Here is a 19,706-nt window from a genome sequence, read left to right on the forward strand (position 1 = left end):
TTCCTTACTTCGCCATCGGGATGCGGACGTCGGTGTGCGGGGTGGGGTAGCCGGCGTCGACGTGCCGGATCACACCCATCGCCGGGTCGTTGGTGAGCACCCGCTCGATCTTCTGCCCGGCCAGCGGGGTGCCGTCGGCGACGCAGACCTGGCCGGCGTGGATGGAGCGGCCGATGCCGACGCCGCCGCCGTGGTGGATGGACACCCAGGACGCGCCGCTGGCGGTGTTCACCAGCGCGTTGAGCAGCGGCCAGTCGGCGATCGCGTCGGAGCCGTCGGCCATCGCCTCGGTCTCCCGGTACGGGCTGGCCACGCTGCCGCAGTCCAGGTGGTCCCGGCCGATCACCACCGGCGCGCTCAGCTCGCCTGCGGCGACCATCTCGTTGAACCGTACGCCCGCCTTGTCGCGCTCGCCGTAGCCGAGCCAGCAGATCCGGGCCGGCAGGCCCTGGAAGGCGACCCGCTCGCCGGCCAGCCGGATCCAGCGGGCGAGGGACTCGTTCTCCGGAAACAGGTCGAGGATCGCCCGGTCGGTGGCAGCGATGTCGGCCGGGTCGCCGGAGAGCGCCGCCCACCGGAACGGGCCCTTGCCCTCGCAGAACAGCGGCCGGATGTACGCCGGCACGAAGCCGGGGAAGTCGAACGCCCGCTCGTACCCGCCGAGGCGGGCCTCGCCCCGGATCGAGTTGCCGTAGTCGAAGACCTCGGCGCCAGCGTCCAGGAAGCCCACCATCGCCTCGACGTGTCTCGCCATCGATGCCCGGGCCCGGTCGGTGAACTCGGCCGGCCTGGCCTTCGCGTAGTCGCGGGCGTCGGCCAGCTCCACCCCGTCCGGCAGGTACGACAGCGGGTCGTGCGCGCTGGTCTGGTCGGTGACGACGTCGACCGGTACGCCCCGGCGCAGCAGCTCGGGGAAGACGGTGGCGGCGTTGCCGACCACGCCGACGCTGAGCGCCCGACCGTCCCGCTTCGCCGCGAGGACCCGCTCGACCGCGTCGTCCAGGCTGTCGGCGATCTCGTCCAGGTACCGGTCGTGCACCCGGCGCTCCAGCCGGGACCGGTCCACGTCCACGATCAGGCAGGCGCCGCCGTTCATGGTCACCGCGAGGGGCTGCGCCCCACCCATCCCGCCACAGCCGGCGGTCAGCGTCAGCGTGCCGGCGAGGGTGTCGTTGCCGCCCGGCTGCCCGTCGCCGCGGGCGCCGGCGAGCTTGGCGGCCACCGCGGCGAACGTCTCGTAGGTGCCCTGGAGGATGCCCTGGGTGCCGATGTAGATCCACGAACCGGCGGTCATCTGCCCGTACATGGTCAGGCCGAGCTGCTCCAGGCGGCGGAACTCCGGCCAGGTCGCCCAGTCGCCCACCAGGTTGGAGTTGGCCAGCAGCACCCGGGGTGCCCACTCGTGGGTGCGCAGCACGCCGACCGGACGGCCCGACTGCACCAGCATCGTCTCGTCGTCGCGCAGGTCGGTCAGCGTCCGCACCAGGGCGTGGTACGACGGCCAGTCCCGGGCCGCCTTCCCGGTGCCGCCGTAGACGACCAGGTCGTCGGGGCGCTCGGCGACCTCCGGGTCGAGGTTGTTCATCAGCATCCGCAGCGCGGCCTCCTGCGGCCAGCCCCGGGCGCTGCGTTGCGAACCGCGCGCGGCCCGAATCGGCCCGGCGTCGTGGCCTGCCTGGTTGGCTTGCGTCATCGTGGGTTTCCTCCTAACCGAGGAACAACTGTCGACGGGCGGCCGAGGCTTCGAACGCCTCCAGTCGTCGTTGGGTGTCGGCCGGCGCGGCGTCGCAGATCGCCTGGAGCAGCACCATGGCCAGGGTCATCGGGGCGGTGTGCAGGTCGAAGACGAGTTGCGCGCCGACCGCGGCCGGCAGCACCACGTCGGCGTGTTCGGTCGCCGGGCTGACCGGCGAGTCGGTGATCGCGATCACGGTGAGGCCAGCGGCGCGGGCCTCATCCAGCGCGTCCAGCGTCTCCCGGGGGTAGCGGGGCAGCACGAAGGCGAGCAGCGCTTGCGCCCCGGCCGCGGCGGCCTGCTCCAGCCGGTCGGTGAGCAGGCTGCCCCCGTCATCGAGCACCCGCACGTCCGGGTGCACCTTGGCGGCGAAGTAGGCGAAGTACGCGGCCAGTGGCGCGGCGGCGCGCAGGCCGAGCACCGGCAGCGGGCGGCTGGCGGCCAGCAGCCGCCCGGTCTCGGCGATCCGCTCCCGGTCGGCGAGCTGCTCGGCCAGCCGGTCCAGGTTGCCGATCTCGGCGCGTACCGCCTGCTGGAGTTCGTTGCCGACGGCGGTCGGACCCGGTGCGGCGGCGGTCAGCTCGCGCAGCCGGCGGCGCAGTGCGGGATAGCCGTCGTGGCCCAGCGCCACCGCGAACCGGGTGACCGACGGCTGGCTGACCCCGGCCAGCTCGGCGACCTCGGCGGCGGAGAGGTAGCCGACGGCGGGAGCGTGCCGCACCAGGCAGTGCGCGATGCGGCGCTGCGTCGGGGTGAGCCGCACCCCGTCGAACAGGCCGACGACCCGCTCCGTCGCAGCTCCGTCATTCACCCTTTGACTCTATGCATGAAAACTTTCATCGGGCAAGACGTTGCATGACTCCACTGTGGAATTTGCTGAGCTGCGAATTCGTGGCGGCTACCGGGAGTGCGGGGGTCGGCGGTCCGGGTGACGTGCGGTGCCTCGGTAGGATCCGCACGGCGGTCGAGCAGAGGAGTTGTGCATGCAGCCGGACGGCCCCTACCGGTACACCCACCTGCTGGGCGGGTCGCCGGTCGGCAAAGCGTGGGCGGCGCTCGACCAGCAGGGTCGCTTTGTGACGGTGGCCATCCTGGACGCCACTGTGGCGGCCACCGAAGGCTGGCGGGACGCGTTCGCCGGGATAGTCAACTCTCTCGCGCAGACGCCGGGCGGCCCTTCCTTCGTGTACGCCGACTTCTCCGCCGCCGAACCCTGGGTGGCGTACCCGGCCGAGGCGGGCCCGGCGGCCGAGAAGCTCTTCCAGGCGCTGGGGGTGGAGTACACCCCCGCCCCGGATTCCGGCGTCCCCGTCTCCGGTTCGCCAGCTTCCGGTCCGCCCGTCTCCGGGGCGCCGGCTTCCGGCTTGCCCGTCTCCGGGACGCCGGCTTCCGGTCCGCCCGAGGCCGCCTCCGGAGCGCCGATGCCGATCTCGGGTGCCCCGGCCTCGCCCGCCACGGCCTGGCAGCCGTCCCCGATCTCCGCCGCGCCGCAGTCGCCGAGCCCCCAGCCCACGCCGGCAGATCCCTTCTCCGCACAGACACCGCGGATCGTCCCGTCCACGCCACGCCGACGTCACCCCCCACTGTGGATCACCATCGTCGCGCTGGTCGTGGTGGTGGCGAGCATCGGCGGGGTGGCGGCCTGGGCGCTGTCGGACGACAGCGACCAGCCACCGGGCACGCCGAGCGGGGTCGCGACCGTCGCACCGCCGGTCCTGCCGACGGCACCCCCGCAGTCACCCGGAGTCGAGCCGCCGAAGCCCGGCGCGTGGCCGACCCAGTGGCCGAAGTTCACCGAACTGGACGAGGTGCAGACGCTGACCGACCTCGAGGGGGTTGGTTTCCCGGTCAAGGTGCCGGCCGGCTGGCAGTGCACGCTCGCCGCCCGGGCCGACGGGTACGTCAAGTACAACTGCGGCAACTCGACCCCCGGCCAGCCGGCGACCGGCGGCGAGTTGATCGTGCGGGACTGCCCCGAGCCGTGCAACACCCAGTGGCAGAACGCCATGCGCGCGGTCGAGGAGGCCTGGGGCGCCCAGTGGATCCGCAGCGGCGAGTACGCCAGCTACGCCGAGCAGATCATCGAGGTCGACGGCGAGCAGCGGCACGGCCTGATCGTGGTCGCCTACTTCCGTAGTGGCGAGGCTTCGCTGGTCAACCGCCAGGTCGTGATCCGGATGACCGCGCCTGTGCCGGAGGCCTACCAACTGCGCCGTTTAGCCGGCTACATCCGGGACGTGGTCGTCTTCTGATGAGCCTCACCTCGTCCGCGCCCGGTTCGGCCGTTCGGCCGCTCGCCGACCGCTCCGTCGCGCTGGTCCACGAGTGGTTCGGCGCCACCGGTGGTTCCGAGCAGGTCTTCCTGAGCATGGCCGAGGTCGTGCCGCACGCGGATCGCTTCGTGCTCTGGAAGGAAGACGACGCGACGGTGGACCGCGAGATCCAGGAATCCTGGCTGGCCAGCACCCCGTTGCGGCGGAGCAAGGCGCTCGCGCTGCCGCTGATGCCACTGGCCTGGCGGACGCTCACCCGCGCGAGCTACGACACCGTCATCTCATCGAGTCACGCCTTCGCGCACACCGTCAAGGTCGGTGACCCCGGCCGGACCCGCCATCTGAGCTACGTGCACTCGCCCGCCCGCTACGTGTGGAGCCCGGAACTGGATCAGCGGGGCGCCAACCCGATACTCGCGCCGATGCGCGCCGTGCTCCAGGCTGCCGACAAACGGTTGAGCCGGCACGTGCACGGCTACGCGGCGAACTCCCGGGAGGTGCAGGGTCGGATTCGCCGCTGCTGGGGCCGCGACGCCCGGGTGATCAATCCGCCGGTGGAGGTGGACTACTTCCGGGCCGCTCCCGAGCAGGTACGCGACCAGGACCGCCGCTATCTGCTGGGCGTCGGCCGCTGGATCCCGTACAAGAACTTCGACCTGATGATCGAGATCGCTGCGGCGGCGCGGCTGCCGCTGGTGATCGCCGGCGGCGGGCCGGAGGAGGCGCACCTGCGCCGGCTGGCCAACCGCGTCGACGTGCCGGTCGAGTTCGAGTTCCGGCCGTCCAAGGAGCGGCTACGCGAACTGTACTGGGGTGCGATCGCGCTGCTCTACCCGGCGTTCGAGGACTTCGGCATCATCCCGGTGGAGGCGCAGGCTTGCGGCACGCCGGTGGTGGGTTGGGCCCGCGGCGGGCTGTTGGAGACGGTGGTGACGGGCGAGACCGGCTTCCTGCTCGACAGCACCGACCCGGCCGCCTATGTGGACGCCGTCCGGCAGGCGGCGCGGCTGTCCGGCGCGGCGGCCCTGGCCAACGCCCAACGCTTCACTCCGCAGACCTTCCAGGCCAACATCGCCGCCTGGCTGACCGACGAGGGTTGACCGACCGGACAGCGGCTGGCACCCGCCTGCTGTCTCCCTTAGTGTTGCGCGGGGCTCACCACCCAGCGAGCTGGAGATGACCTATGGTGACGGCGCTGCCGCAGCAGGCTCGACCCGATGACGTTCCGGTGCCTGACGTCCTGGTGCTGGGCACCGCCGAGTGGGACTCCCCGATCGCGACCAACCAGCACTACGTCACCCGGGAGCTGGCGCGTACCGCGAACGTGACGTTCGTCGAGTCGTTGGGCCTGCGCCGACCCAAGCTCCGGCGCGACGACGTCCTCCGGATGGCCGCGCGGGCGCGTCGGGCGTTCGGCGACCGGCACGAAAACTCGGCGCACCGCCCCCGGCCGGCCGGTTCGCGGATCGTGTCGCCGCTCGTGCTGCCGGTGCACCGGGCGCCGACGCGCCCGATCAACCGGGCCCTGCTACGACGTGCCACCAGTGACTGGCTCGCCAGCCCACGTCCGCGCGTGCTCTGGACGTTCACCCCGGTCACGTACGGCCTGGAGGACTCGGCGGACGCGGTCATCTACCACTGCGTGGACCTGCTGGCGACCTTTCCCGGGGTGGACGGCGTCGCCGTGGGCCGCGGCGAGCGTTCCCTCGCGTCGCGTACCGCCGTCGCCATCGCCACCAGCAAGGCCGTCCAGGAGCATCTCGCCGCTGCCGGCTTCCCCCGGATCGAGCTGCTGCCGAACGTCGCGGACGTGTCCGTCTTCACGGCGGCCAGCAGGCCGCCATCGCAGCGCCGGCCCGCGGTCCTCTTCTCCGGGAACCTCACCGTCCACAAGCTCGACCTGCGCCTGCTCGAGTCGGTCGCCGCCGCCCTGCGCGGGCGGGGTGAGTTGCTGCTGGCCGGTCCGCTCGCGGCCGGTGGGGGCAGCTTCGACACCCAGCTGCGGCGGCTGGAGGAACTGGGTGCCCGCCACCTCGGTGTGCTCACACCCGCTCAGCTCGCCGAGGTCGCCGGCACGTGCGCGGTGGGTCTCATTCCGTACGCCATCAACGACTACACACGCGGGGTCAGCCCGCTGAAGTGCTTCGAGTACCTCTCCTCCGGGCTGGCGGTGCTGAGCACCGGGCTGCCGGCGGTGGTCGAGCTGGCGCGCGCCAACCCGCACGTGACGGTTGCCGGGGTCGACGACTTCGCGGCCCGCCTGCTGGAGCTGATCGTGCCGGTCACCGACACCGTCCTGACCGACCGGATGACGAGCGCGGCGGAGCACGGCTGGCAGGGGCGCGGCGCGGTGCTGCGCACCCTGCTGGAGAGCGAGTTGGCCCGTGGGCGATAGCGGACCATGACCGACGCTCGCCGACCGCGCGACGGTCGTACCCCGGAGTTGCGAACATGAATCGGGTCTTGTTGGTCACGGTGGAGCCGCCCTGGCCGGCGGAACACGGCGGGCGGATCCGTACCGCCCGGGTGGCGGAGGCGCTGAGCCGCCACGTCGACGTGCTGGTGGCGTTCCCCGACCACGGCGTCCGACAACCGGATCCGCCGGTCGCGACCCGCCCGCTGTCCTGGTCGGCTCCGCCGGCCCGGCGGACCCGGGTCTCCGGCCGGCCCCACCTCGGTGGGCACTACCTGGCGCCGGTCGCCGACCAGCTCGACGCGCTCCGCGAGGAGTTCCGGCCCGATGCGGTCTACTGGTCCCACTCCTACCTGGCCGCGTGGGCACCGGCCGGGCTCCATCGGCTGCCGAACGTCGTCGAGTTCGCCAACATCGAGAGTCGTCGCCTGCGGACCCTGGTCACCTCCGGTCGGGGCTGGCAACGGCTGGCCCGCCGGGTGGAGGCGGTCAAGGCCGGCCACTGGGAGCCACGGGTGGCGACCCGGGCCGCTCTCTGCGTCGCCCTCTCCCGACCCGACCTGGCCCTGCTGCGGGAGTGGACCAGCGATGTGGTGTTCGCCCCCAACGGGGTGAAGATCCGGCCGTACCATCCCTCGCCCCCGGACGGGTACGTCCTCGCGCTGGCGTCCTACGACTACGAGCCGAACGTGTCGGCGCTGCGGGCGCTGGTGCGGACCGTCTGGCCGCTGGTGCGTGCCGAGTCGCCCGAGGCCAGGCTGATGATCGCCGGGCGGCGCAGCGAGGCGCTGGCCCCGGAGTTCGCCGCCGTCGCCGGGGTCACCGTCCTCGGCACGCTCGACGACGTGTCGGCGGCGTACGCGAACGCCGCGGTGACCGTCGCTCCCGCCACCACCGGCGGCGGAGCCCAGCTGAAACTCACCGAGTCGATGTCGCGGGGGCGGTCCGTGGTGATGAGCCCCTTCGCTGTGCAGGGGCTTCCGGACGCCGTACGGGATGTCGACGCCTACTGGGTGGGGGAGGACCCGCGCTCCTTCGCGAAGGCGGTTGTCGACGCGTTGCGAAACCCGCCCGCCCGGCACGTGCGGGAGCACACCGGCTGGCAGTGCTGCTCGGCGCTCGACTGGTCCCGGACGGTCGGCGCGGCGGTCGGCGCGGTGGCCGACCTCGCCGGTCGGCGGGCAGCATGCTGATCCGGCAGGTCCACCTCGTCGAGTCCGGTGGCCGGGGCGGCGTCTTCAACCATTGCGTCGAGGTCGCGGCCGGCCTGACGGCGCTCGGCATGGACGTGGTCGTGCACACCGCCGAGGACTGTGACCCGGCTCCCGATTCGGTGCGCCTGTGCCGGTGCGTCGGCTGGCACCGCGCGTCGCCCCACCGGTTGGTCCGGCAGGCGAGGACGTCGGCCCGATACGTCGTCCGGACGCTGCCGCACCTGTACCGGGCGATCGATCCCGCTGACGTCGTCCACATCCAAGGCCTGTTCGCGCTGACCCCGGAGCTGATCTCGGTGGCCCGGCGCCGCCAGGCAACCGTGGTCACCAGCCCGCACAACACCTTCGTCCGGTCGAGCGCGCCGGGTGGGGGCCGGGCGTTGCGCAGCGCGCTGGCGGACGCCGACCGGGTCCTCGTCTACTCGGCGGCCGACCGGCACACGCTGCTGCACCGGGGGGTGGCGAACGTGGCACGGGTGCCCCTGGTGCAGTGGACCCCACCCGTGGACCGGGAACTCGTCGCCCGCTGGCGCGCCGAACTGTCCCCGGACGGCGCCCGGCTCGCGCTGCTGCCCGGCCAGGTGCGGGCCGACAAGAACCCGGAACTGTTCGTCCGGGCGCTGGCGGAGCTGCCGGGCTGGCGGGGCGCGGTGGTCGGCGAGGATCTCGGGCCGGGCCGGCAGTTGAACGCCTTGGTCACCCGGACCGGGGCGGCGGTCACCACGGACTACCGATACCTGTCCGTCGAGGACTTCACCGCGCTGGTCGCGGCTGCCGACGTCGTCGTCGCGCCGTACCAGATCGCCAGCCAGTCCGGCGTCCTGGCGGTAGCGGCCCGGTTGGGCGTGCCGACCGCCGTGGTGCCGTGCGGCGGGCTCGCCGAACTGGCCACCGTCGTCGCCCGGGACACCAGCGTCGCGGCGGTACGCGACGCCGTCCTCGCCGCGTACGGGACCGGCGCAACGCCGCTGGACAGCGCGGATGCCGCCGGCCGCTTCCGGCACGAGTACACCCTCGCCCGGCAGCGCCGCACCGAGGGGCGGGGGTGAGCAGCGAGTTGTCCACGTTGACGGTCACGATGGTCTCCGTCTCGGACACCGCCGGTGGCGCCGAGGCGCACACCGTGGCACTGGGTCAGGGGCTGCGACAGCGGGACCACCACGTTCTCCTGTACGGGCGGTGTCCCGGCTGGACGGAACAGGGCCTCGACCGACGAGAAATCGCGCTCGGGCCGAAGTGGTCGCGCCGCACGATGGCCGCCGGGGTCCTGCGGGTGCCCGTGGAACGGCACAGGACCCGGAGAATCGCCGACGCCTCGGTCTACCACCTCCAGTTCAAGCGGGAACAGATCGCCCTGACCGGGCCGCTGTCCCGGCGGGCGCCGGTGGTCTGGACCGAGCACGGGCGGTGGCTGGGTGGCCCGGCCGGCCGCCTGCTGCTGACGGGCTACGCGCGCGCCGCCGGAAACGTCTCCCGGGTGGTCTGCGTCAGCGCGGCGGTGGCCGACGACCTGGCACCGGTGATCGGTCGGGACAAGCTGATCGTGGTGCCGAACGCGATCGACACCGCGCGGTACGTCGCCCCACCGGCGGCGGCTCGGGCGGCGCTGCGCGAGCGGCTGCTCCCGAGTCGGTTCCACGAGCGCCGGGTCGCGATCCTCGCCGCCCGGCTGCACGCCGCCAAGCGCCACGACCGGGCGATCGCGGCCGCGCTGGCCAGTGGGAGCGCCCTGATGGTGGTCGGCGACGGGCCGGACCGTACGCGGCTGGAGCGGCTCGCCGCGGGCAGCGCCGACGTGCACTTCACCGGTCACCGCGACGACGTGCCCGATCTGCTCGCCGCCGCTGACCTTTACCTCTATTGTGGGGCCGCGACCGACGGCACACCGACCAGTGTCCTCGAGGCCGCCGCTGCCGGGCTGCCGATCGTGGCGTTCCACGACGATCCCGGCACCGAACTGGTGCCGCACTGCGGCGGTCTGCTGATCACGGAACCGGCGGAGCTGTCGCCTGAGCGGGCGGCGGCGCTCGATGACCAGCGGGGCAGCGGGGTGGCGTACGTCGAGCGGCGGCACGGCCGCGAGACCTGGCTTGACGCGTACGAACAGGTTTTCCGGGAGTGTTCCCGGTGACCTCGCCGGAAGCGGCCACGACCGGGCCCGGCGGCCGGGAAGTCGCGCCGGCCGGCACCGCCCCGGCGGCTGACCAGGGCGTCTCGAACGGCTCGCGATCCGCGCGTGGCCTGAGCATGGCCACGCTGGTTTCCCTCGGGCTGCGGCTGGTCGGCCTGGTCGTGGGTATGGCGACCACGTCCGTGCTCGCCCGCTACCTGAACCCCGAGGGGTACGGCCTCTTCGCCCTTGCGCTCACCCTCGGTACGGCGGCGGCGCAGGTCGCCGACATGGGCACCACGATCACGGTGAGTTCCCGGATCGCGCGTGAGAAGGCGGCCGCCGGCCGCATCCTGAGCACGGGGCTGCTCATCCGCACCTCGGCGGCGCTGGCGATGGCCGTCGTCCTGCTCGTGCTGGCCGCCCAGGGGGCGTTCGGTGGGTCCAGCGCGATCGTCAGCGTCATCGCGGTCGCCACCCCGCTCTCCGCCGCCGCCATCCTCACCGCCGGGGCCACCGCCCGTTTCCGCCCTGAGGTGTCGGCCATCCTCGCTCTCGTCCAGGGCCTCCTCTGGCTGGCCGCGGTCGTTGTCATCGCCCGCATCGACGGCGACGTCGTCCTGCTCGCCTGGCTTTTCGTCGCCGTCGTCACGGTGCAGACCGGCATCGGTGTGCTGATCAACCGGCGGCTGGTGCCACTCGGCCGACCGTCCTGGGCGGAGGCGGGCCGGATCTTCGCGTTGAGCTGGCCGCTGGCGATCAGCTCACTGGCGGTCATGGCCTACTACCGCCTCGGTTCGGTGGTGCTGTTCCACCTTCAGGGGGCCGCCGAGGTCGGCTACTACTCGGCCGCCTACAAGTTCCTGGATGTCGCCCAACTCGGACCGGCCATGCTGGTGGCTCCGTTGCTGCCGCTGGTGGCGACCAGCCTCGCCATGAGCGCCCAGCGCCGAGAACTGCTTCTCAGCCTGGCGACGCGTACCGGTGTGGTGATCGGTGTGGGCACGGCGGTTCTGCTCATCGCGCTCGCGCCCGCCCTCGTCGCCTACCTCTACGGCGACGACTACACCCCGGCGGTCCGGCCGCTGATCCTGCTCGCCGTGGCCTTCGTCGGCGTCACGATGGGCTACGTCGGCACGACGATCTGTTCGGCGCTCGGCATGGTCCGGCCGGTCGCGGTGTTGACGGTCTCGGTGGCGGTGGCCAACCTCGCGGCGCAGTTCTGGGCGTGCGCCCGGTGGGGAGCGACGGGCGCGGCGGCGGTCGCGGCCGGCACCGAACTGGTCATCGGCGTCGGGACGTGTCTGCTGGCCGCCCGGGCGATGACGTCGCGACTGCCCGTCCGGGAACTGACGAGCGTGTGGGTCGCCGGAGCCGCCACGATCGCCGTGCTGTGGTCGGTCCGGCTGCCGTGGCCGGTCGAGGCGGTGCTGGCCGCCGGCATGTTCGGTACGGCGGTGCTGCTCACCCGGGCGCTCACCGTGGCGGACCTCAAACGGGTGCTGTCCCGCCGGGCACTCTGACCGGTCGCCGGTCAGTAGGTGGCGCCGGTGTGCAGGTGCTGCCAGGTCAGGCCGGCGCAGACCACCGGCCCGACTCCGCACGGCAGCTCGGCGTTGGTGTTGGTGGCCGTGCTGCCGTCGGCCCGTACCAGCCGGCTGACGTCCACCGCCAGGTCCACCACGTACGAGGTCACCGATCCGCCCGGGCCGACCGTCACCCCCTCCGAGTCGGGAGCGGTTCGCAGCGTGTCGCCCCGGACCACCGTTGCACCCGACCGGCGTACGCGCGCCACGCCACCGGTGGTGTCCTCGATGATGACGCGCGACAGCCGCAGTTCGGTGCGGGTGTTCAGGTCCGCCAGCCACGACTTGCCAGCCGTCCGCACGTTGCTGAAAACCACCTGCGGCAGGACATGGGTGGCCGCCGTCGCGGAAACCAGACCACCACCCCGGCCGGCGGCCCCCGTGTCGGAGATGCTCGCCCGGCGTACCGTGGCGTGCCTTTCCCAGTGCGGCAGTTCCAGCAGGTAGCTGTCACCGGGCGTTGCGGCGCTGACCCGGTGCACGGTCAGCTCGTCCACCGCGCCGGCGACCTGGAGGACCGAGGCGCCGGGGTCGGACGCGGCGACCGCCAGCCGGTCCACCCGGAGCTGCTGGACCCGGGCGGTGGGATCGACGCGTACGACCGGCCCGGCGCCGAGATGTGTCGCCTCGACACCCTCGACGGTCAGCTCCGGAAAGATCGCGGCGGCCAGCGGTGAGACCCGAACCAGCGCGCCGTCCGCAGCCGGGTCGGCGAAGGTGAGCCCTCGGATGCGCAGGCGGCCGACGTTCGAGCCGTTGACGTACACGACGTGTCGACCGGGGACGGTGGCCGCGGAGACCTGCTCCACCACCAACTCGTTTACCTGACCGCCGGTGGTACGCCACTCCGCGGTGTCGTCACCGACCCAGACGACATTGTTGTGGGCCAGACCGGCCACCTTGCGGACGGTGGTGCGCAGCGCCGCGGTCTCCGGCGAACCGCCGAGCACCTTGACCAGCGCCGCGGCCGAGGTGACGTCGATGTCCTCGATCACCGTGTCCACGACCGGCCCCGAGACGTCGTCGTACGACTGCCAGTCGCGAGGCGTGATGGCGACCGTGTCGTCGCCCGTGGTCCCTCGGATCGTGGCGACCCTGGTCCGGAGGGCCGGCCCCTGGATGTGCACCCCGTCGGAGCGTACGTCGAACCGGATCTGGCTGACGGTGGCGTCGGTGACGTCACCCAGGGAGATCGCGTACTTGTCGCCGGAGGTCCGCACCGCCAGCCGCTGCAGCACGAGGTGGTCCACCCGCCGGAACAGCAGTGTGTGCAGGTCGATGCCGCTGCCGCCGACCCCCTCGGCGCGGACCCAGATGCCGCCGATGACCGTGATGTTCCGGTCTCGGTCGCCACCGACGACGGCTGGGTTGGTGAGCAGGTTGCAACCGCTGCCCGTGGTCAGCGTGACCGTGCATCCCGCCATCACCAGGATCGTCCCGCTGTGCACCAGGAGCGGACCACTGACCTGGTACCGGGCGCCCCGGCGCCCCTGGACGAGGCCACCCGCGCCGGCGCGGAGGGCGGTGTTGAGCGCGGCGGTGTCGTCGCCGCCGGAGGGCGCCGGCAGCACGACTCGCCGGCGGCGCGGAGCGTCACCGGCCAGGACCGTACCGCCGACCAGGACCGCGCCGCCGGCGACGGCGAGCAGTCTGCGGCGGGTGATCATCTCGGCTCCGGTGGTGTCGACGACCTCGACGGGAGACCGTGGCGAGGCGTCCGGTCGGGAAGCGGGACGTGTCGCGGGCATCGTACTGAAATCCGGTGTCCAGGGCGCCCGCCGGGCGCAACTTCGCCACAACGCTCGTCGTCGAGCCTGATACTGTGTGCCGCGACGGTCCCAGCGCCGTGATGTTCGACTCACCACAATGTACGGCCGCCCTGGTCACCTGGCGCCTCGGTTGTGGTCGTCCGGCGACCGTCACGGCTACCGGTCCGGCAGAGTTGTCAGTGGGTTCCGGGCCGTGGCCGGCCGGTGGAACCGGGTCACGGGGCGAAGGCGGCGATGGGTTCCAGAGCAACGTCGACTGGTTCGGCCACCGACACCGATCTGCACACCTCGGCGCAGCCCGTGGGCCGACCGCAGCCGCCTGACGATCCAGGGCGCGGGCCGCACCCGGTCCGGCGGGCCCTCCGTCCCCTGGCTGCCACCGCGCGACACCCGCTCGGCTGGGCGTCGTTCGCGGTGGCGGCGTTCTCCGCCGCGTACCTCGCCTGGGCGCTGCCGTCACCCGTGGGGATCGTCCTCGCGGTCGCGCTGCCACTGCTGGTGCTCCGCCTGCCCGTGACGGGGATCGTGCTGGTGGCCGTGCTCGCGCAGGAGATCAAGCCCAACGGGCGATTCGGGGAGCTGACCACGCTGGGACACCAGTTGCTGATCAGCACCGGGAAGATCCCGATCATCCTGCCGCTCGCGCTGACGGCCGCGCTCGCAGCCGCCGCACGCTGGTGGCCCGCGCAGCGGCCCCGGCTCCGTTCCCCCGGCGGGATGCTGATCGGGATCGCCGCATGCCTCGTCGTCGTGGCCACCGGGGTCGGCCTGCTGCACGGCCAGTCGGTCTTCTCGGCCGTCAACCAGAACGCCCGGCCCTTCGTCCTGTTGTTGCTCGGGCTCGTCATCGGGATGAGTCTCCGGTGGCTACCGGACGACCGGAAGTGGTTGCCGCTGACGGTCGGAGCGGCGCTGACCGTCCTGCTCGTCGCGGCGGCGGTTGCCATCCCGCTCGGGGAGATCGCCGACGAGCGGCTCAGTGCCTACTTCGTCTACTACGACTCGGCGTTGCCCGCGATCGCGGCGGCGGTCTCCATCGGCATGCTCGGGTACGCCGGATGGCGCTGGGACTGGCGGCACCTGACCGTCGCGGTCGTGGCACCGCTACTGGTCGTCATCAGTTTCCGGCGGAGCGTCTGGCTCGCGGCCCTGGTCGTCGTCATCGCCGCCCTCGTGCTCACCTGGGCGCGCTGGCGGCGGACGCTGCAGCAGCTCGCGTTCGCGGGCGTCGTGGTGGCGGCGGTGGTGTTCGCCGCACCGGGCCTGGCCGGTGATGTCGGTCTGCGTAGCGCGGGAAGCCTCGAACTCGCCGGCGGCGAAACCGCCGCGCCGCCCACCCCGAGCGCCCCGCCGGCGAGCGAACCGCCTGCGGCCAGTGAGCCGCCCGCGAGTCAATCTGCCGCCCCGAGCGCATCCCCGGCGGGCGAACCGCCCGCCGCGAGCCCATCGCCGGCGATCAGCGAGCCGGCCGGCGGACCGGCCGCGCAGAGCGAGGCGCCACAGCCTACCGAGCAGGCCTCCTCGCCCGACCCGACCGAGCCGCCCGCCGCCACGCCCACGCCCAGTCCCACGTCGGCGAGCGCCGAGCACCAGGCGGCCTCGACCAGTGGCCACCTCGACGACCTCCGCATCGGCTGGGAGCAGGTACGCGCGAACGTCTGGACCGGGATCGGCCCGCTCGCGCCGCAGCTTCCCGGCGTGGCCGCCGACCAGGCCGAGCGGATCTACGTGCACAACCAACTGTTGCAGGACTGGCTGCGCTACGGGCCGCTGGCGCCGCTGCTCGTCGTGCTCTTCTTCGTGGTCGCCGGCCTGGTGGCGCTGGCCCGCCTGCGCGACCCCGACAGTGACCTGGTGAGTCGGGTGACCGCCGCCTTCTGCCTGATCGCGCCGCCGTGTCTGATGACCGCACCGTTCCTGTCCGAGACGAGCCGGTGGCCACTGGTGACGGGCATCGCGGCCGGCATCCTCGTCTGCCAGGCAGGGTTCCAGCGCGGCGTACGGTAGGCCCGGTGCGGAGACCAGGGTGACAGGGGTGCCGACGCCAGGGAGTGAGGTGGAGCGCCCGTACGGGTCCGTGGTCTCGGTGGTGGTACCCACCCGGAACCGTAGCGAGCTCGCCGAGACCAGAGCCCGGTGGGCCCTGGCACAACCGAACGTGCGCGAGGTGGTCTTCGTGATCGACGGGAGCGCCGACGACACCGAGGACCGGCTGCGCGGTCTCGCGGATCAGGACGGCCGGCTCCGCCTCCTCGTCAACGAGCGCAACGTGGGCCCCCCGAAGGCCAAGAACATGGGGATCGACGCCACTACCTCGGATTGGGTGTTCGTCATCGACGACGACGACGTGCCCAGCGGGAATCTGATCGTCGAACTCCTCCGAGTCGCCGACGAAACGGGCGCGGACATCGTCGGCGTGCCGTGGTTCAATCTCGGCACGGCGCAGGACGTGGCGGAGGCGATCGCGCGAGCACCCAGAGCGGCCAACGGGCCGCAACTCGACCGGCCCGGGATCTTCCCTGAAACGCCCTGGTCCCCGTGCGTGTGGATGCCCGCCAACGCACTGTTTCGCCGGTCCGTCTTCGACGTCGTCAGGTACGACGAGGCGTACACCGGCAACTTCTACCGGGAGGAGACGGACCTCTACGTCTCGGCGGCGCGGGCGGGCTACCGGGTCCTGGTGACGGACCGGGGTTACACCTACGTGCGCTCGCGGCGCGGCGGCGGCATCGAGCGGCAGGCCAAGCTCCGGTACGAGTACTCGGTAATCCGCAATAACTGGTACTTCCTGCGCAAACACGGCGCCTGGTTGCGCGAGCAAGGGCTGATCCGCCGGTCAGGTCACGAACATGTGTCGCTGATCGTCCGAAGGCTGAGGCCGCTCGCCCGCGCCGCTGGACGGCGCCTCACCGGGAGGGTGCGACGATGAGAGTCGCGATCATCAGCCCGGATCCGACCAGCAACTCGGGTGGGGTCGAACGGTTCTGTCACACGCTCGGTGAGGTCATCGGAAGACTCGGCGGCTTCGTCACCGTGCTCGGCGCCACCGACCTCGACAAGCTTCCGCACGATCTCGTGATCACGAACGGAATGGTCAGCCGGCGTAGCAGGAGGCCGCGGATCCACGTCTATCACGGCTGCTGGGTGGAGCACGTGCGGCTGGGCTCACGGACCAATAACTACTCCTTGCCCTGGAAGACGCAGTTCCTCGTCAAGGGGGCGGCCAGGGAGTTCTGGGCGGGAATCGACGCGTACCGGGTCGCGGTCTCCGAGCCGACGGCGGCGGAGGTGGCGCGCTGGTACCGGTTGCGGGTCGACCGCGTGATCCCGAACGGAATCGACACCACAACGTTCGACGTCGGCGGCCGCGGAGCCGCGCGCGACCGGTTGCGGATCGCCGCGAACGAACGGCTGGCGCTCTTCATCGGGCGGGCGGAGGCGCGCAAGCGGCCGGACATCGCGGTGGCCGCCGCGTCGCGCGCCGGCTATCGCCTGCTGACCGCCGGCTCGGGTCGCGTCGCGGGCGCCACCAGCCTCGGTGTGCTCTCGCCGGTCGAGTTGCGGACCTGGATACAGGCGGCGGACTGTGTGCTGGCGCCGAGCGACTACGAGGCGTGCTCGTTGGCGATCCTGGAAGCGATGGCCACCGGCACGGCCGTCGTGACGACCCGAGTGGGTTATGTCCACACGCTCGTTCGTGACGTGCCGTCCTATCGCGACCTCACCGCGTCCCCGGGCGACCTGGAAGAGTTCACCCGGGCGTTGACCCTGCTACCGTCGCGGCAGCAGGCGGTCGCCGAGGCCACCGCCTTCGTCAGGGTGGAGAACAGCCTGGAGCGCTTCGCACTCTACTGGTCCGCCGCGATCGCCGACGCGCTGAAGCGGGCGGCGGCCCGCTGACGCCACCGTCGTCCGGTCAGCGACCGCCGCCGCGGAGCACCTCCGCGACCGTCCGCAGCATGACCTTGATGTCGAGCCAGAGCGACCAGTTCTCGATGTAGTAGTTGTCGAACCGCGCCCGATCGGAGATCGGGGTGTCGCCGCGCAAACCGCTGACCTGCGCGAGCCCGGTGAGCCCGACGGGCACCCGGTGCCGGGCCGCGTAGTTCGGGTACCTCGCCGAGAACTGCTCGACGAAGTGTGGCCGCTCTGGCCGGGGACCGACCACGCTCATGTCACCCCGCAGGATGTTCCACAACTGGGGCAGCTCGTCCAGCGAGGTGCGGCGCATGAAACGGCCGATTGTGGTCACCCGCTCGTCGTCCGCGATGGACCACCTGGTCTGTGACTCCTGCTCGTTCAACGGGCGCATCGAGCGGAACTTGATGACCTTGAACGGCTTGCCGTGCCGGCCGACCCGCTCCTGCTGGAAGAAGACACCCCGGCCGCCGTCGAGGAAGGTGGCGATGGCGCAGAGCAGCAGCACCGGGCTCAGCACCACCAGCGCGACCGTGGCGAAGACCAGGTCCGAGGCGCGTTTGATGGCCCACCTCGGCCCGGAGAACGTGATATCACCGATCTTGATGATCGGAATAGCTCCGATGTGGTCGGGGTAGCCGCCCTGTGAGCGTGAGCCCCACAGGCCGGGCACCGCCCAGAGGTCGCATCGGGAACTCCTGGGCCGGAGCACCGTCTCCATGAGGACGGACTCGGCGCAGTCCGGGTCGGCGATGACGAGTACCTCGCACTCCAGGAGCCGCACCAGGTGTTCGAGATCGTCGAGGCTGCCGCTCAGCGGCAGGGCGCCGGTTTCCTGCCGGGACGGTGCGTCCACGCATCCGACGAACCGTAGACCGTACCGTGGATAGCGGCGCAACAGCCGGGCCAGTTCGAGGCCGTTCGGCCCGCTGCCGATGATGATGGCGTTGTGCTCCACCCACCGGTGCTTGCGCACGAAGACGATGAGGGTACGACTGACCGTCCGCCCGACGATGACCAGCCCTGCCGAGAGCGCGACATCCCGCATGAACCCGCTGACGTACTCCACAGAGGAGTGCCGTTGCGCCGCGATGATGGCGACCACGGCCGCGGAGGTCAGTAGCCGGCCGCCGAGACTCGGCATCTCGTCGAGGATGCTCACGTGCCGGCGAGCCCGGTAGTGCCCGCCGGACCAGAGGACGGCCACCGCCAGCGTGGCGTAGGCCAGCATCCCGCGCCAGTACGTCTGGCTCAGCAACAACGGGGTGGTCAGCGCGGCGACGTCGATGGGGAGTGTCATCATCCAGGCACGGACCCAGCGGGTGCGGGACGACGCCCGGGACCTCGCGTACGGTAGGACCGCGGTCGTCTCGACGGCGGCGCGGGCCTCCTGCTGCGGAACCATCTGCTGCACCAACCCACCGAGCTGGGCTCCAGTATGGCCGGTCGCCGGTTGGCTCGTCATGGTTTGCGCTCCCCCCGTAAGTCCCCCGACCGCGCAACATGACCGAGGGCGACCGCAGGATACGGCCGGGCGGGTGCTGACACCATCGCCGACAAGCCAGTTCCGGTTCCTACTTCGCGGCGGCCAGAATCTCCGGAACCGCGTCACGGCGAACCGCGTCGAAGAGTTGCTTGGCCTTCTCCTTGTCGGCCAGCACCACGCTCTCGGTGCCGATCATGCCGGTTCCCCTGGTCGGGCAGGTGAGGAAGGTCAGGTTGCCGCCGCGCAGGTGGCGAAGCTCCATCCCGAGGTCCAACAGGGACATCGACTCGTCGACCGCCACCGCGTCGGCGGTGGCCCGGACGAACGAGTTCAGCCGGGTGGGGCTGGCCAACGTGCCGCCCGAGGCGGCGGTGTCCAGGATCGACTTGATGACCTGCTGCTGGTGCCTGATGCGGGTGAAGTCGCCGTCGGCGAAGGCGTACCGCTCGCGGGCGTAGTCCAGCGCGGCTGCCCCGTCCATGGTCTGCTCGCCCGCGACGAACTCGCGCCGACCATCCGGGTTGAGCGAGTGCCGCGAGGTGAATCCCTTGTCGACGGTGATCTCGATGCCGCCGAGCGCGTCGACGATCTCCTTGAAGCCGGAGAAGTCGACCATCGTCACGTGGTCGATGCGGACACCGGTGAACTTCTCGACCGTCTGGACCATCAGCGGTACACCGCCCCAGGCGTACGCGGCATTGATCTTCGCGTCCCGGCCGCCCCGCCCCTCACGGGACTTCGGCACGCTCACCCAGGTGTCCCGGGGGATGGAGATGAGCTGCGCGCTCGACCGGTCCTTCGGCAGGTGCGCCAGGATGATCGTGTCGGTGCGGGAGCCGGAGGTGTTGTCCGGGTCGCGGGTGTCGCTGCCCAGGATCATGATGTTCATGGCGCCCGTCGCCACGGCCTGCGGGCGGGACTCCTCGGGGACGCCCTCGAAGGCGTCGACGCGTTCGATGCTGGACTCGACCGAGCGGTAGTAGAGGCCGCCGGCGAGCACGCCGCCACCGGCCAGGAGCACCAGCACCAGGGCGCTGATCAGCGCGATCCGCTTCCACCGGCGTCGCCGGCGCGGGCGCCCGGTGCCCGGCTCCGCCGTCGGCTGCTGCTCGATGCCCGCCTGCTCCATGGGAGGCCGGTCGGAGAGCAGGGTGTCAGGTTCGCCGTTCCCGTGGTGTTGGCGCATGTGAGGATGCTACTGA

The 19,706-nt window shown here is 71.9% G+C and carries 15 protein-coding genes; 10 read left to right on the plus strand and 5 right to left on the minus strand.

From position 1 onward, the window contains the following. Positions 1-4: 4 nt before the first annotated feature. On the minus strand, positions 5-1,693 hold the full coding sequence (hutU, locus tag IEY61_RS01630) for a urocanate hydratase (RefSeq protein WP_189040404.1): 1,689 nt from the start codon (positions 1,691-1,693) through the stop codon (positions 5-7). 13 nt (positions 1,694-1,706) lie between these two features. Continuing rightward, positions 1,707-2,546, minus strand: coding sequence for a MurR/RpiR family transcriptional regulator (locus IEY61_RS01635; protein ID WP_189040405.1), 840 nt, complete (start codon positions 2,544-2,546; stop codon positions 1,707-1,709). Between the two features lie 172 nt (positions 2,547-2,718). On the opposite strand from IEY61_RS01635, the gene IEY61_RS01640 reads away from it, so the two are divergent. The 7 genes from IEY61_RS01640 (at position 2,719) to IEY61_RS01670 (ending at position 11,268) form a co-directional block, all read left to right on the plus strand. Continuing rightward, positions 2,719-3,987 carry a hypothetical protein gene (locus IEY61_RS01640; RefSeq protein WP_189040406.1) on the plus strand — a complete coding sequence of 423 codons (1,269 nt, stop codon included), beginning with the start codon at positions 2,719-2,721 and terminating at the stop codon, positions 3,985-3,987. Continuing rightward, positions 3,987-5,108, plus strand: coding sequence for a glycosyltransferase (locus IEY61_RS01645; protein WP_189040407.1), 1,122 nt, complete (start codon positions 3,987-3,989; stop codon positions 5,106-5,108). The genes IEY61_RS01640 and IEY61_RS01645 overlap by 1 nt, the downstream gene beginning before the upstream one ends. 128 nt (positions 5,109-5,236) lie before the next feature. Beyond that, complete coding sequence (locus IEY61_RS01650; protein ID WP_229705605.1) at positions 5,237-6,403, plus strand: glycosyltransferase family protein; 1,167 nt, start codon at positions 5,237-5,239, stop codon at positions 6,401-6,403. A gap of 56 nt (positions 6,404-6,459) precedes the next feature. Next, entirely contained in the window at positions 6,460-7,614 is a 1,155-nt protein-coding gene (locus IEY61_RS01655) for a glycosyltransferase (protein ID WP_189040409.1), read from the plus strand. Continuing rightward, positions 7,608-8,684, plus strand: a complete 1,077-nt coding sequence (locus IEY61_RS01660; protein ID WP_189040410.1) for a glycosyltransferase family 4 protein — start codon at positions 7,608-7,610, stop codon at positions 8,682-8,684. Before IEY61_RS01655 ends, IEY61_RS01660 begins: the two co-directional genes overlap by 7 nt. Further along, complete coding sequence (locus IEY61_RS01665; RefSeq protein WP_189040411.1) at positions 8,681-9,766, plus strand: glycosyltransferase family 4 protein; 1,086 nt, start codon at positions 8,681-8,683, stop codon at positions 9,764-9,766. Before IEY61_RS01660 ends, IEY61_RS01665 begins: the two co-directional genes overlap by 4 nt. Beyond that, complete coding sequence (locus IEY61_RS01670) at positions 9,763-11,268, plus strand: flippase (protein WP_189040412.1); 1,506 nt, start codon at positions 9,763-9,765, stop codon at positions 11,266-11,268. The genes IEY61_RS01665 and IEY61_RS01670 overlap by 4 nt, the downstream gene beginning before the upstream one ends. Positions 11,269-11,279: 11 nt before the next feature. On the opposite strand, the gene IEY61_RS01675 is transcribed toward IEY61_RS01670, so the two are convergent. Continuing rightward, positions 11,280-13,079, minus strand: a complete 1,800-nt coding sequence (locus IEY61_RS01675) for a hypothetical protein (RefSeq protein ID WP_189040413.1) — start codon at positions 13,077-13,079, stop codon at positions 11,280-11,282. Positions 13,080-13,334: 255 nt separating this feature from the next. On the opposite strand from IEY61_RS01675, the gene IEY61_RS01680 reads away from it, so the two are divergent. The 3 genes from IEY61_RS01680 to IEY61_RS01690 are packed head-to-tail and all read left to right on the plus strand — an operon-like array spanning position 13,335 to position 17,000. Beyond that, positions 13,335-15,107 carry an O-antigen ligase family protein gene (locus IEY61_RS01680; protein ID WP_189040414.1) on the plus strand — a complete coding sequence of 591 codons (1,773 nt, stop codon included), beginning with the start codon at positions 13,335-13,337 and terminating at the stop codon, positions 15,105-15,107. Between the two features lie 49 nt (positions 15,108-15,156). Next, the gene (locus IEY61_RS01685; protein WP_189040415.1) at positions 15,157-16,029 is read left to right on the plus strand and encodes a glycosyltransferase family 2 protein; all 873 of its coding nucleotides are present in this window, start codon (positions 15,157-15,159) and stop codon (positions 16,027-16,029) included. Next, positions 16,026-17,000 carry a glycosyltransferase family 4 protein gene (locus tag IEY61_RS01690; protein ID WP_189040416.1) on the plus strand — a complete coding sequence of 325 codons (975 nt, stop codon included), beginning with the start codon at positions 16,026-16,028 and terminating at the stop codon, positions 16,998-17,000. The genes IEY61_RS01685 and IEY61_RS01690 overlap by 4 nt, the downstream gene beginning before the upstream one ends. A gap of 16 nt (positions 17,001-17,016) precedes the next feature. Here the strand turns inward: IEY61_RS01690 and IEY61_RS01695 are convergent, their stop codons facing one another. Both IEY61_RS01695 and IEY61_RS01700 read right to left on the minus strand, forming a co-directional pair. Then, positions 17,017-18,483 (minus strand): sugar transferase, encoded by a 1,467-nt coding sequence (locus IEY61_RS01695; protein WP_229705606.1) that lies wholly within the window; start codon positions 18,481-18,483, stop codon positions 17,017-17,019. Between the two features lie 109 nt (positions 18,484-18,592). Then, positions 18,593-19,690, minus strand: a complete 1,098-nt coding sequence (locus IEY61_RS01700; RefSeq protein WP_444543339.1) for an LCP family protein — start codon at positions 19,688-19,690, stop codon at positions 18,593-18,595. Positions 19,691-19,706 lie beyond the last annotated feature (16 nt).

Origin of the sequence: Micromonospora sonchi, assembly GCF_014646235.1 — a bacterium.
GTDB classification, from domain to species: domain Bacteria; phylum Actinomycetota; class Actinomycetes; order Mycobacteriales; family Micromonosporaceae; genus Micromonospora; species Micromonospora sonchi.

Excerpts from the sequence above, each read along its gene's own strand:
- hutU (WP_189040404.1), bottom strand. The coding sequence starts at position 1,693 with ATGACGCAAGCCAACCAGGCAGGCCACGACGCCGGGCCGATTCGGGCC.
- IEY61_RS01640 (WP_189040406.1), top strand. The coding sequence starts at position 2,719 with ATGCAGCCGGACGGCCCCTACCGGTACACCCACCTGCTGGGCGGGTCG.
- IEY61_RS01645 (WP_189040407.1), top strand. The coding sequence starts at position 3,987 with ATGAGCCTCACCTCGTCCGCGCCCGGTTCGGCCGTTCGGCCGCTCGCC.
- IEY61_RS01655 (WP_189040409.1), top strand. The coding sequence starts at position 6,460 with ATGAATCGGGTCTTGTTGGTCACGGTGGAGCCGCCCTGGCCGGCGGAA.
- IEY61_RS01660 (WP_189040410.1), top strand. The coding sequence starts at position 7,608 with ATGCTGATCCGGCAGGTCCACCTCGTCGAGTCCGGTGGCCGGGGCGGC.
- IEY61_RS01675 (WP_189040413.1), bottom strand. The coding sequence starts at position 13,079 with ATGCCCGCGACACGTCCCGCTTCCCGACCGGACGCCTCGCCACGGTCT.
- IEY61_RS01680 (WP_189040414.1), top strand. The coding sequence starts at position 13,335 with ATGGGTTCCAGAGCAACGTCGACTGGTTCGGCCACCGACACCGATCTG.
- IEY61_RS01690 (WP_189040416.1), top strand. The coding sequence starts at position 16,026 with ATGAGAGTCGCGATCATCAGCCCGGATCCGACCAGCAACTCGGGTGGG.
- IEY61_RS01695 (WP_229705606.1), bottom strand. The coding sequence starts at position 18,483 with ATGACGAGCCAACCGGCGACCGGCCATACTGGAGCCCAGCTCGGTGGG.
- IEY61_RS01700 (WP_444543339.1), bottom strand. The coding sequence starts at position 19,690 with ATGCGCCAACACCACGGGAACGGCGAACCTGACACCCTGCTCTCCGAC.